11 protein-coding genes are annotated in these 12214 nt (G+C 73.3%); 9 read left to right on the top strand and 2 right to left on the bottom strand.

The annotated features are described in order from the left end of the window. Positions 1-705: 705 nt before the first annotated feature. Positions 706-1938 carry a radical SAM family heme chaperone HemW gene (gene hemW / locus IEJ02_RS04070; RefSeq protein WP_191063388.1) on the top strand — a complete coding sequence of 411 codons (1233 nt, stop codon included), beginning with the start codon at positions 706-708 and terminating at the stop codon, positions 1936-1938. A 186-nt stretch (positions 1939-2124) separates the two neighbouring features. On the opposite strand, the gene IEJ02_RS04065 is transcribed toward hemW, so the two are convergent. Together IEJ02_RS04065 and IEJ02_RS04060 are read right to left on the bottom strand one after the other, a co-directional pair. Beyond that, the gene (locus IEJ02_RS04065; RefSeq protein ID WP_191063387.1) at positions 2125-2946 is read right to left on the bottom strand and encodes a DUF3097 domain-containing protein; all 822 of its coding nucleotides are present in this window, start codon (positions 2944-2946) and stop codon (positions 2125-2127) included. Positions 2947-3042: 96 nt separating this feature from the next. Continuing rightward, positions 3043-3777 carry an MBL fold metallo-hydrolase gene (locus IEJ02_RS04060; protein WP_191063386.1) on the bottom strand — a complete coding sequence of 245 codons (735 nt, stop codon included), beginning with the start codon at positions 3775-3777 and terminating at the stop codon, positions 3043-3045. Between the two features lie 164 nt (positions 3778-3941). Here IEJ02_RS04060 and hrcA point away from each other — a divergent pair, with 164 nt between their 5' ends. The 8 genes from hrcA to IEJ02_RS04020 all read left to right on the top strand — a co-directional run bounded on the left by hrcA (position 3942) and on the right by IEJ02_RS04020 (position 12096). Beyond that, the gene (hrcA, locus tag IEJ02_RS04055) at positions 3942-4958 is read left to right on the top strand and encodes a heat-inducible transcriptional repressor HrcA (protein ID WP_191063385.1); all 1017 of its coding nucleotides are present in this window, start codon (positions 3942-3944) and stop codon (positions 4956-4958) included. After that, positions 4959-6092, top strand: coding sequence for a molecular chaperone DnaJ (gene dnaJ, locus IEJ02_RS04050; protein ID WP_137977927.1), 1134 nt, complete (start codon positions 4959-4961; stop codon positions 6090-6092). Positions 6093-6600: 508 nt separating this feature from the next. Continuing rightward, positions 6601-7692, top strand: coding sequence for a nitronate monooxygenase (locus tag IEJ02_RS04045; protein WP_191063384.1), 1092 nt, complete (start codon positions 6601-6603; stop codon positions 7690-7692). Beyond that, positions 7689-8432 carry a 16S rRNA (uracil(1498)-N(3))-methyltransferase gene (locus IEJ02_RS04040; RefSeq protein ID WP_191063383.1) on the top strand — a complete coding sequence of 248 codons (744 nt, stop codon included), beginning with the start codon at positions 7689-7691 and terminating at the stop codon, positions 8430-8432. The genes IEJ02_RS04045 and IEJ02_RS04040 overlap by 4 nt, the downstream gene beginning before the upstream one ends. A gap of 152 nt (positions 8433-8584) precedes the next feature. After that, on the top strand, positions 8585-9478 hold the full coding sequence (locus IEJ02_RS04035; RefSeq protein WP_191063382.1) for a hypothetical protein: 894 nt from the start codon (positions 8585-8587) through the stop codon (positions 9476-9478). A gap of 77 nt (positions 9479-9555) precedes the next feature. Beyond that, positions 9556-9915: a histidine triad nucleotide-binding protein gene (locus tag IEJ02_RS04030; RefSeq protein ID WP_191063381.1), complete on the top strand. Its 360-nt coding sequence runs from the start codon at positions 9556-9558 to the stop codon at positions 9913-9915. Between the two features lie 3 nt (positions 9916-9918). Beyond that, the gene (locus IEJ02_RS04025) at positions 9919-10839 is read left to right on the top strand and encodes a ribonuclease Z (RefSeq protein WP_137977923.1); all 921 of its coding nucleotides are present in this window, start codon (positions 9919-9921) and stop codon (positions 10837-10839) included. 144 nt (positions 10840-10983) lie between these two features. After that, positions 10984-12096: a carbohydrate kinase family protein gene (locus tag IEJ02_RS04020; RefSeq protein WP_191063380.1), complete on the top strand. Its 1113-nt coding sequence runs from the start codon at positions 10984-10986 to the stop codon at positions 12094-12096. Positions 12097-12214 lie beyond the last annotated feature (118 nt).

The following is a 12214-nucleotide window of genomic DNA, read 5'->3' as shown; positions in this document are numbered from 1 at the left end:
CGCCTGCGGCGGGCTGCTCCCCTCCCCGCCCCTTCCCGAAACCGGGGCTCCGCCCCAGACCCCGGACGGGGCTCCGCCCCAGGCCCTGGAACTGGCGCTCTGTCTCAGGCCTCGGGTGGGGCTCTGCCTCGGGCCTCGGGTGGGGCTCTGCCCCGGGCGCTGGGTGGGGCTCTGTCTCAGGCCTCGGGTGGGGCTCCGCCCCGGGCGCTGGGTGGGGCTCTGCCTCAGGCCTCGGGTGGGGCTCTGCCTCGGGCCTCGGGTGGGGCTCTGCCCCGGGCCCCGGGGGGGGCTCTGCCTCAGGCCCCGGATCGGGGCTTCGCCCCCAGGCCCTGGAACTGGCGCTTCGTCCCCAGGCCTCGGGTCGGGGCTTTGCCTCAGGCTCCGGGTCGGGACTCTGCCTCAGCACCCGGGCTGGGCTTCGCTCCTCCCCGCAGCAGCGATATGCGGCTCCGCCGCGCTGGGCCGGGGTCCAGGGGCGGAGCCCCTGCCGCGCGGCGGAGCCGCATATAGGTGCTGCGGGAAGGGGCGGGGAGGGGAAGTATCGCTATGCGGCTCCGCCGCGTGGTCCGCCGGACACCCCGTAGGTCCGCCGGAGACCTCGTAGGTCCGGTCGCCTGGGGCCGTGGCGTCCGGTCGCCGGGGGCCGCCGCGGCTGGGTGCCGTCTCGCGGTCCGGGTGGCGCCGGTGGTGCCGGACAATGGGGGCATGCCTTCCGTATTGCCTGATGGTGAGCCCATGCCCGAGGACGGCGCACTGCCCGCGACCGCTTTGGCGGGGGCGGAGCGGCGGCCGCTGGGGTTCTATCTGCACGTGCCGTACTGCGCCACCCGCTGCGGCTACTGCGACTTCAACACCTACACCGCCAGTGAGCTGCGCGGTTCCGGCGGTGTGCTCGCCTCGCGGGACAACTACGCCGAGCAGGTCGTCGAGGAGGTGCGGCTGGCGCGGAAGGTGCTGGGGGACGACCCGCGGGCCGTGGAGACCGTGTTCGTCGGCGGCGGGACCCCGACCCTGCTCGCGGCGGCCGACCTCGGGCGGATGCTGGGGGCGATCCGGGACGAGTTCGGGCTGGCCGAGGGGGCCGAGGTCACGACCGAGGCCAATCCGGAGTCGGTCGATCCGCGGTATCTGGTGGAGCTGCGGGAGGCGGGGTTCAACCGGATCTCCTTCGGGATGCAGAGCGCCCGGCAGCACGTCCTGAAGGTGCTGGACCGTACGCACACCCCGGGGCGTCCTGAGGCGTGTGTGGCCGAGGCACGGGCGGCCGGATTCGGCCATGTGAACCTGGACCTGATCTACGGGACGCCCGGCGAGAGCGACGCGGACTGGCGCGCCTCCCTGGAGGCGGCCCTCGGGGCGGGCCCGGACCATGTGTCGGCGTATGCGCTGATCGTCGAGGAGGGCACCCAACTGGCGCGGCGGATCCGGCGCGGCGAGGTGCCGATGACCGACGACGATGTGCACGCGGACCGCTATCTGATCGCCGAGGAGACCCTTACGGCCGCCGGGTTCGCCTGGTACGAGGTCTCCAACTGGGCCACCTCGCCCGCCGGGCGCTGCCGCCACAACGAGCTGTACTGGCGCGGCGCCGACTGGTGGGGCGCCGGCCCCGGCGCGCACAGCCATGTGGGCGGTGTGCGGTGGTGGAACGTGAAGCACCCCGGGGCGTACGCGCAGGCCCTGGGCGAGGGCCGGTCGCCCGGTGCCGGCCGGGAGCTGCTGTCCGCCGAGGAGCGCCGGGTGGAGCGGATCCTGCTGGAGCTGCGGCTGGCCGAGGGCTGCCCGCTGGAGCTGCTGCGCCCGGCCGGGGCGGCGGCCGCGGCACGGGCCCTGGAGGACGGCCTGCTGGAGCCGGAGCCGTACGGGCGCGGGCGGGCCGTGCTCACGCTCCGGGGGCGGCTGCTGGCGGACGCGGTGGTGCGGGACCTGGTGGACTGAGGCGGGGCCGTCAGAGGGCCGATACGGAAGATACGGAAGATACGGAAGATACGGAAACCCTCAGGCGGGCCTGAACAGGAGCCGTCAGCCCTTGCGGGAGCCCGTCAGCCCTATGGGAGCCATTAAGCCCTTACGGAGGCCATTAGTCAGCCCCTTACGGCGGCCATCAGCCCCTTACGGCGGCCGTCAGCCCTGTGGGGCCGTCACGAAGTCGATCAATTCCTCCACCCTCCCCAACAGCTCCGGCTGGAGGTCCTTGTAGGAGTGGACCGAGGACAGGATCCGCTGCCAGGCGGCCCCGGTGTTTTCCGGCCAGCCCAGGGCGCGGCAGACGCCCTTCTTCCAGTCCTGGCCGTGCGGCACCGTCGGCCACGCCGGGATGCCGACGGAGGACGGCTTCACGGCCTCCCAGATGTCGATGTAGGGGTGGCCGAGGACCAGCACATGCTCGCCGGTGACCTCCGCGGCGATACGGGACTCCTTGGAGCCCGTCACCAGATGGTCGACGAGGACGCCGAGCCGGGCGTCCGGACCGGGGGAGAAGCCGTCGACGATGGCGGGCAGGTCGTCGACGCCCTCCAGGTATTCCACGACGACGCCCTCGATGCGCAGATCGTCGCCCCAGACCCGCTCGACCAGCTCCGCGTCATGGCGTCCCTCGACATAGATGCGCCCCGCGCGGGCGACCCTCGCACGGGCTCCCGGAACGGCGATCGACCCCGAGGCCGTGCGCCGGGGCGCGCCGGGGGCCGCCGCGCGCGGGCGTACGAGGGTGACGACACGCCCCTCGAGCAGAAAACCGCGCGGCTCCATGGGGAAGACGCGATGTTTGCCGAAGCGGTCCTCCAGAGTGACCGTCGGACCCTGGGCGGTCTTCTCGCAGCGGATCACGGCACCACAGAATCCGGTGGTGACCTCCTCCACGACGAGGTCCGGTTCGGCGGGGACCTCGGGGGCGGGCCGCTGCCGCTTCCAGGGAGGGGTCAGGTCCGGGTCGTACTGTCGCATCCGGATGACGATAGCGCGCGACGGCCACCCGCTCCCGCAGGCGCACAACCGGGCGAACGAGTGGGCGAACGGCTAAGCGAACGACTAGGCGAACGACTAGAGCGACGGTGAGCCGGACACGCCAAAGCGGGCCGCCAGCTCGTCGCGTTGGGCCCGTACGAACGCGGCGTCCACCACGGAGCCGTGCCCCGGGACGTACCGGGCGTCCGCGCCGCCGAGGGCGAGCAGCCGGTCGAGCGCGGCGGGCCAGTGGCCGGGGATCGCGTCGGGCCCGGCCTGGGGCGTGCCGGACTCCTCCACCAGATCGCCGCAGAAGACCACCTCGGGCCGGCCGGGCACCAGGACGGCCAGGTCATGGGCGGTGTGGCCGGGCCCCACATTGGCCAGCAGCACCGTACGGCCGCCGAGGTCGAGGCTGAGCTCCCCGCAGACCAGGTGGTGCGGGGAGACCAGATGGTCCACGGCCTCGGTGGCGGCGTCCCGGTCCACCCCGTGGCGGATCGCGTCCTCGCGCAGCGTCTCCCGCTCACGGCGCAGCAGCTCGTCCAGGCCCGTGGCGCCGTAGACCTCGCAGCCCGCGAAGGCGGCCGAGCCCAGGACGTGGTCGAAGTGCGGATGGGTGAGCGCGATCCGGGTGGGGCGGCGGCCGGTCAGCCGGGTGATGCCGGAGCGCAGCTCGGCCCCGGCGCGCAGGGTCGCGCCGGTGTCCACGACCAGGACGTCGGTCCGGCCGACGACCACGCCGACCGTCTCGTCCCACTCCGGCATCCGACGGCGGGCCACACCGGGCGCGAGCCGCTCCCAGCCCGCCTCTTCCCAACACGTCTCCATACCGCGACGCTAGCTCAACGGGGATGGGGGAGAGTTGCTGCCAGCGTCGGCTCTTGCCCATGCCACCGCACCCCGCCGTACACTGGCGGAGGGGTTCTGGCACTCGTGCCCGGTGAGTGCCAGGCGGACGACCTGATGAGACCGCTGGACTGGAGGTGCGCGGGGTGCTCAGCGAACGCAGACTCGAGGTGCTGCGTGCCATTGTCCAGGACTATGTGGGGACGGAGGAGCCGGTCGGCTCCAAGGCGCTCACCGAGCGGCACCGGCTGGGGGTCTCCCCGGCCACGGTGCGTAACGACATGGCCGCCTTGGAGGACGAGGGCTTCATCGCCCAGCCGCATACGAGCGCCGGGCGGATCCCCACGGACAAGGGCTATCGCCTGTTCGTGGACAAGCTGGCCGGAGTCAAGCCGCTGTCCAGCCCGGAGCGGCGGGCCATCCAGAACTTCCTGGACGGCGCGGTCGACCTCGACGATGTGGTGGGGCGCACGGTCCGGCTGCTGGCGCAGCTGACCCGGCAGGTGGCGGTGGTGCAGTATCCGTCGCTGACCCGTTCGACGGTGCGCCATGTGGAGCTGCTCCCGCTGGCCTCGGCCCGGGTGATGCTGGTGCTGATCACCGACACCGGCCGGGTGGAGCAGCGCATGGTCGACTGCCCCGCCCCGGTCACCGAGGATTCGCTCGCCGATCTGCGCGCCCGGCTCAACAGCCGGGTCGTGGGACGGCGTTTCGCGGATGTGCCGCAATTGGTGCAGGATCTTCCGGAGTCCTTCGAACAGGAGGACCGGGGGACCGTCTCGATCGTACTGTCGACCTTGCTCGAGACGCTCGTGGAGGAGACCGAGGAGCGGCTGATGATCGGCGGCACCGCGAACCTCACGCGTTTCGTGCATGATTTCCCCCTGACGATCCGGCCCGTTCTGGAGGCACTCGAGGAGCATGTGGTCCTCCTCAAGCTGCTGGGCGAGGCCAAGGACTCGGGCATGACCGTGCGAATCGGGCATGAGAATGCTCACGAGGGGCTCAACGCCACCTCGGTCGTCGCGGTCGGTTACGGTTCCGGCGACGAGGCGGTCGCCAAACTCGGCGTGGTCGGACCGACCCGCATGGACTACCCCGGAACGATGGGAGCGGTACGCGCAGTGGCACGTTACGTCGGACAGATCCTGGCGGAGTCGTAAGTGGCGACGGACTACTACGCAGTCCTGGGCGTGCCTCGTGATGCCTCGCAGGACCAGATCAAGAAGGCATTCCGGCGGCTCGCCCGCGAGCTGCATCCGGACGTGAACCCGGATCCGAAGACCCAGGAGCGGTTCAAGGAGATCAACGCCGCTTACGAGGTCCTGTCGGACCCGCAGAAGAAGCAGGTCTACGACCTGGGCGGGGACCCGAACGCCGGGCCGGGCGGCGGTGGCGCCGGCGGCTTCGGCGCGGGTTTCGGCAACTTCTCCGACATCATGGACGCGTTCTTCGGCACCGCATCGCAGCGCGGTCCGCGCTCCAGGACCCGGCGCGGTCAGGACGCGATGATCCGCCTGGACGTGGAGCTCAGCGAGGCCGCGTTCGGCACCACCAAGGACATCCAGGTCGACACCGCGGTCGTCTGCACGACGTGCAGCGGCGAGGGCGCGGCGCCGGGCACCTCGGCGCAGACCTGTGACATGTGCCGTGGCCGCGGTGAGGTCTCCCAGGTGACGCGTTCCTTCCTGGGCCAGGTCATGACCTCGCGGCCGTGCCCCCAGTGCCAGGGCTTCGGCACCGTGGTGCCGACCCCGTGCCCGGAGTGCGCGGGCGACGGCCGGATCCGCTCGCGGCGCACCCTTACGGTGAAGATCCCCGCCGGTGTGGACAACGGCACCAGGATCCAGCTGGCCGGTGAGGGCGAGGTCGGACCGGGCGGCGGCCCGGCGGGCGACCTGTACGTGGAGATCCACGAGCTCCCGCACCCGGTCTTCCAGCGGCGCGGCGACGACATGCACTGCACGGTGACCATCCCGATGACGGCGGCGGCGCTGGGCACCAAGGTGCCGCTGGAGACGCTGGACGGCCTGGAGGAGGTCGACATCCGGCCCGGCACCCAGTCCGGCCAGTCGATCCCGCTGCACCAGCGCGGCGTCACCCATCTGCGGGGCGGCGGCCGGGGCGACCTGATCGTGCACGTCGAGGTGACCACCCCGACCAAGCTGGACCCGGAGCAGGAGGAGCTGCTGCGACGGCTGTCCAAGCTGCGCGGCGAGGAGCGCCCGACCGGCGAGTTCAAGCCGGGGCAGCAGGGGCTGTTCTCGCGGCTGAAGGATGCGTTCAACGGGCGGTAGGCGCTTCGGCCGGGGGTACGGGGGTTGGCCCCCGGGGGAGTGCGGCAAGCCGGGGCAGCAGGGGCTGTTCTCGCGGCTGAAGGATGCGTTCAACGGGCGGTAGGCGCTTCGGCCGGGGGTACGGGGGTTGGCCCCCGGGGGAGTGCGGCAAGCCGGGGCAGCAGGGGCTGTTCTCGCGGCTGAAGGATGCGTTCAACGGGCGGTAGGCAAGGGCTTTTCTCGCGCTTGAAGGACGCCTTCAACGGACGCTGAGCAGGTCGGAGGAAGTCCGCTACTGTTCGGCAGCGCCCCGAAGGGGCGCGGGGCCGTGTCGATATGCGGCTTCGCCGCGGCTGTGTCGATGTGCGGCTTCGCCGCGCGGGCGTGACCAGCCACGACGGCGCCGCAGTCGGCCGACGACGCATCGCGGCACCTCCAGCGGAGCGCTCAGGCGCTTCGGCCGGGAATCGGCTCGCGGCGCCCTTGATCCGGTGGTGAGCCGGTGCGGAGGGCATGACACGATGTGGCCATGTCCTCCGCGCTGACCGATCTTTACCGGTACCCGATCGTGCAGGCGCCGATGGCGGGTGGAGCCTCCTGCCCGCAGCTCGCCGCCACTGTCTCCGAGGCCGGTGGCCTCGGTTTCCTCGCCGCCGGCTACAAGACGCCGGAGGCGATGTATGAGGAGATCAAACAGCTGCGGGGGCTGACCGGCCGGCCCTTCGGCATCAATCTGTTCATGCCGCAGCCGCCCAACCCCGACCCGGCCGCCGTCGCGGCCTACGGCGAGCGGCTCGCGGGCGAGGCGGCCTGGTACGAGACCTCGCTGGGCGACCCGGAGTCGGGCTCGGACGACGCGTACGACGCCAAGCTCGCCGTGCTCCTCGACAACCCGGTCCCGGTCGTCTCGTTCACCTTCGGCTGCCCGACCCGCGCCGTCCTCGACGCCCTCGCCAAGGTCGGCACCCGTACGGTCGTGACCGTGACCTCGCCCGTCGAGGCGCAGACCGCCCAGTGGGCGGGCGCCGACGCCGTCTGTGTGCAGGGCGTGGAGGCCGGCGGCCACCAGGGCACGTACAGCAATGACCCGGCCGCGGACGGGATGGGTGTCGGGCTCGGGCTGCTGTCGCTGATCACGCTGGTCCGCGAGTACGTCCAGATCCCGATCATCGCGGCGGGCGGGATGATGCGCGGTGCGCAGATCGCTGCCGCGCTGGCCGCGGGCGCGGTCGCGGCCCAGTTGGGGACGGCGTTCCTGGTGTGCCCCGAGTCCGGGGCGAACGCCCTGCACAAGCAGGCGATGACGGACCCGCTGTTCGGCCGCACCGAGCTGACCCGGGCCTTCTCCGGGCGCCCGGCCCGGGGCCTGGTCAACCGCTTCATGCGCGAGCACGGCCCGTACGCGCCCGCCGCCTACCCCCAGCTGCACCACATGACCTCCGGCCTCCGTAAGGCGGCCGCGAAGGCGGGTGACCCCCAGGGGATGGCGCTGTGGGCCGGGCAGGGCCACCGGCTGGCGCGTGAGCTGCCCGCCGCGCGGCTGGTGGAGACGCTCGCGGTGGAACTCGACGCGGCGCGGGCCGCGGTGGCCCTTCAGCCCCAGCGGGGTGCGGTGTCGTGACCGCCCCGGTGTTCGTGGCCGACTCCCTGGCGGGGGCGGCCGCGGGGGCCCGGGTCTGGCTGGAGGGCCCTGAGGGGCGCCACGCGGTGTCCGTAAGGCGGCTGCGCGTCGGTGAGCCGGTGGTGCTGACGGACGGTCACGGTACGGGCGTCCAGGGCACCGTGGCGGCCGTCGAGGGCAAGGACCGGCTGGAGGTCGTGGTGGACGAGGTGCGCCGGGAGACGGCCCCGGACCCGAGGATCACCGTCGTCCAGGCGCTGCCCAAGGGCGACCGGGGCGAGCTGGCGGTGGAGACCATGACGGAGACCGGTGTGGACGCCGTCGTGCCGTGGTCGGCCGCCCGCTGCATCACCCAGTGGAAGGGCGAGCGCGGCCTCAAGGCGCTCGGCAAGTGGCGGTCGACCGCGCGCGAGGCGGGCAAGCAGTCCCGTCGGCTGACCTTCCCCGAGGTCACGGACGCGATGACGACCCGGCAGGTTGCCCGACTTCTCGCCGAAGCCGATTTCGCGGCCGTGCTCCACGAGGAGGGCGGCGAACCGCTCGCGACGGCCCAACTGCCCGCGAGCGGCGGGATCGTGCTGGTGGTCGGGCCCGAAGGGGGCGTGTCCCCCGAGGAGTTGGCCGCCTTCGCCGAGGTGGGCGCGCGGCCGTACCGGCTGGGCCCGAGCGTGCTGCGCACCTCCACGGCCGGAACGGCGGCCGCCGCGCTGCTGCTCGGCCGCACCGGCCGCTGGGGGTGAAAGGTCCCTCCGAGGCCCCTCGTCTGGGGATGAGAGACCCTTCCGGGGCCTCGTCTGGGGGTGGAAGGTCCCTCCGGGGCCCTCGTCGGGCACGTCCGTACCTGGCCGAGGACGGCCTTCCGGTGCGCGCCGGCCGATGGGAACCTACCCCCATGGGGGTATTGAGCCAGGCAAGGCAGGCACGACGGGCACGGCAGGCACGGCAGACAGGACGGGCACGGCAGGCACGGCAGGCATGGCGGACACGACGGGGACGGACGCTCTTCGCCATAGCGGCGGCAGGCGCGGCGGCGGTCGCGGTGACCGCCTGTGAGCCCACGGGCGGCGGTATCAGCTCCGTGACGGTCGCGATCACCACGGACCAGGTCGCCACCGAGGCGCTGGAGCGGGGCGGTGTCGGCGTCCGCTGGATGAGCTGCAACGCCGAGTTCAGGAACGGCCGTACGGCGGGTGCCGCTTCGCCCTCGCAGAGCGAGCGGGCCGGGGAGACCGACGCACGGGTGGACTGCCACGGCAGGACCGACAACGACAAGGACGTCCGGATCAGGGGCCGGGTCACCTACGTCCGGGAAGACCACTGCGTCCGGGGCGACTTGACCGGCCAGGTGGACGGCCGGAAGGTCTTCGAGGCGAATGTGATCGGGGAGTGCCAGGGCGGCGGCCGGGACACCGGGAGCCCCCGGCCGACCCGAAGCCAGCCCTGGGAGCACCGGACCACGGAGGCTCCCGAGCCGACCCGCAGCCACCCTTGGGAGCACCGGACGACCGAGGCCCCCGAGCCGACCCGCAGCCACCCTTGGGAGCACCGGACGACCGAGGCCCCCGAGCCGACCCGTAGCCATCCTTGGGAGCACCGGACCACGGAGGCCCCCGAGCCGACCCGCAGCCACCCTTGGGAGCACCGGACCACGGAGGCCCCCGAGCCGACCCGCAGCCACCCTTGGGAGCACCCGTCCACCGAGGGCCGGGCCGGCCAGGTCGGTGCCGACGACGGCGCCGGTGACGACGGTAAGGGCGGCACCGGGGGCGGTGCTCGGAGCGAATAGCCCGCGATCGCTTCGGTCGGCAGGCCCTCCCGGTACCATCCGGACCGTACGTGCCGACGATCCGTGAGGAGCCACCGGTGGCGGGAGAACCGCAGGCCGACTGCCTGTTCTGCAAGATTGTGTCGGGGGAGGTGCCGGCCACCGTCGTCCGCGAGACGGACACCACCGTCGCCTTCCGGGACATAAACCCCCAGGCGCCCACGCACGTCCTGGTGATTCCCAAGGCGCACTACCCGGACGCGGCCTCCCTCGCGGCGGCCGAACCGCAGATCACCGCGGATGTGCTGGGCGAGGCGGGCGCGGTCGCCGCCGATGAGAAGCTCGACGAGACGGGCTACCGCGTGGTGTTCAACACCGGCTCCGGCGCCGGTCAGACCGTCTTCCACGCGCATGCCCACGTCCTGGGCGGCCGCGGGCTCAACTGGCCCCCCGGATAACCCTTGTCCGCGAGGGAACTGATCGTCCTCGGCACCGCCAGCCAGGTGCCGACCCGGCACCGCAACCACAACGGCTATCTGCTGCGCTGGGACGGCGAGGGTCTGCTGTTCGACCCCGGCGAGGGCACCCAGCGCCAGATGCTGAGGGCCGGGGTCGCCGCCCATGACATCGACCGGATCTGTGTCACCCACTTCCACGGGGACCACTCCCTGGGCCTGGCCGGGGTGATCCAGCGGATCAACCTCGACCGGGTGCCGCACCGGGTGACCGCCCACTACCCGGCGAGCGGACAGCGGTTCTTCGAGCGGCTGCGCTACGCGACCGCCTACCGCGAGACGGTGGCGCTGGCCGAGGAGCCGGTCGCCGGTGACGGCGCGGTGCTGGCCCACACCCCCGCGTACACGCTGGAGGCGGTCCGGCTCTCGCACCCCGTCGAGTCCTACGGCTATCGCCTGATCGAACCGGACGGCCGCAGGATGCTGCCCGAGCGGCTCGGCGCGCTCGGCGTCCGGGGCCCGGACATCGGCCGGCTCCAGCGGGAGCGGGCGCTGGAGATCGAGGGGCGCACGGTGGCGATCGAGGAGGTCAGCGAGGTGCGCCGGGGGCAGCGCTTCGCGTTCATCATGGACACCCGGCTGTGCGACGGCGCCGACGCGCTGGCGCAGGGGTGCGATCTGCTGGTCATCGAGTCGACCTTCCTGGACGAGGACGAGGCCCTGGCGGTCGAGTACGGGCATCTGACCGCCGGGCAGGCGGCCCGGCTCGCGGCCGGGGCGGGGGTGCGGCACCTGGTGCTGACGCACTTCTCGCAGCGCTACGGCGACCCCTCCGAGTTCGAGCGCCAGGCGCGGGACGCGGGGTTCGACGGCGAGCTCACGGTCGCCCAGGACCTGATGACGGTGGCGCTGCCCAAACGGCGCTGAGGGCGCCCCGGCGGGGGCGCCGGGACCGTTGACCGCCGAGGGTGACAGTGGGCCGGACCCCGGCCCGTTGTCGGTGCCATCGTGCACACTGGCCGCACCCGCATCCGACGGCGGAGGCGGACCGGCAAGACCTGGGAGAGCGCGGTGACGACACACGACGGCGACAAGCTCACGGCGGGCTACCACCTGCTCGACCCGCTCGCGGACGTGCGCCGCCCCGGCGACGCCGACTGCGACGTCTATCTCACCGGCACGGTCTTCCTGGACATCATCTTCACCGGTCTTGACAGCGCCCCCGTCCGCGGCACCGAGTCCTGGGCGCGCGGCATGGGCTCGAGCCCCGGCGGCGTCGCCAATATGGCCACCGCCCTGGCCCGGCTCGGCCTGCGCACCTCGCTCGCCGCCGCCTTCGGCGACGACCACTACGGGGACTACTGCCGGGACGCCCTGGACCACGGCGAGGGCATCGATCTCTCGCTCTCCCGCACGATCCCCGGCTGGCACTCCCCGGTGACCGTCTCCATGGCCTACGAGGGCGAGCGGACCATGGTCTCCCACGGCCATGAGGCCCCGCCGCCCGAGGAGCCCGCACCCAGCAGCCCGCCCCCGGCCCGCGCCGCCGTGGCCTCCCTGGTGCCCGGCCGCGGCCAGGAGTGGGTCGCCGAGGCCGCCCGCCGCGGCAGCACGGTCTTCGCGGACGTCGGCTGGGACGACACCGGCCGCTGGGACCCGGCCGACCTCGCCGAGCTGGAGCACTGCGAGGCGTTCCTGCCCAACGCCGAGGAGGCGATGCGCTACACCCGCACCGACTGCCCGCGCGCCGCCGCCCGGGCCCTGGCCGACCTGGTCCCGCTCGCCGTCGTCACGCTCGGCTCCGAGGGGGCGTACGCGGTCGACGGCCGCACCGGCGAGACCGCCGAGGTGCCCGCGATCTCCGTGGAGGCCCTGGACCCGACCGGGGCCGGGGACGTGTTCGTCGCCGGTTTCGTCACCGGCACGCTCGCCGGGTGGCCGCTCGCCGACCGGCTGGCCTTCGCCGGGCTGACCGCCGCGCTGTCGGTGCAGGAGTTCGGCGGCTCGCTGTCGGCGCCCGGCTGGGTCGAGATCGCCGCCTGGTGGCAGCACGCCCGCGCCTACGACGACCAGCCCGCCCGCGCGCTGCGCCGCTACGCCTTCCTCGACCGGCTGCTCCCGGCCGCCGCCCGCCCCTGGCCGCTGCGCCGGGCCGTCCCGACGATCGGTTTCCGCCAGGCGTAGCGCGGGGCGCGGGCCGGGCGTAGCGCGGGGCGTGGACCGGGCGTAGCGCGGGGCGTGGACCGGGCGTGGCGTCGGGGCCCCGGGCCCTGGAGCATCCGGGGGCGCGGGAGGCTCCAGG

Origin of the sequence: Streptomyces sp. 5-10, assembly GCF_014712245.1 — a bacterium.
GTDB lineage: Bacteria > Actinomycetota > Actinomycetes > Streptomycetales > Streptomycetaceae > Streptomyces > Streptomyces violaceusniger.
This window is presented reverse-complemented; position numbering and strand designations above follow the sequence as displayed.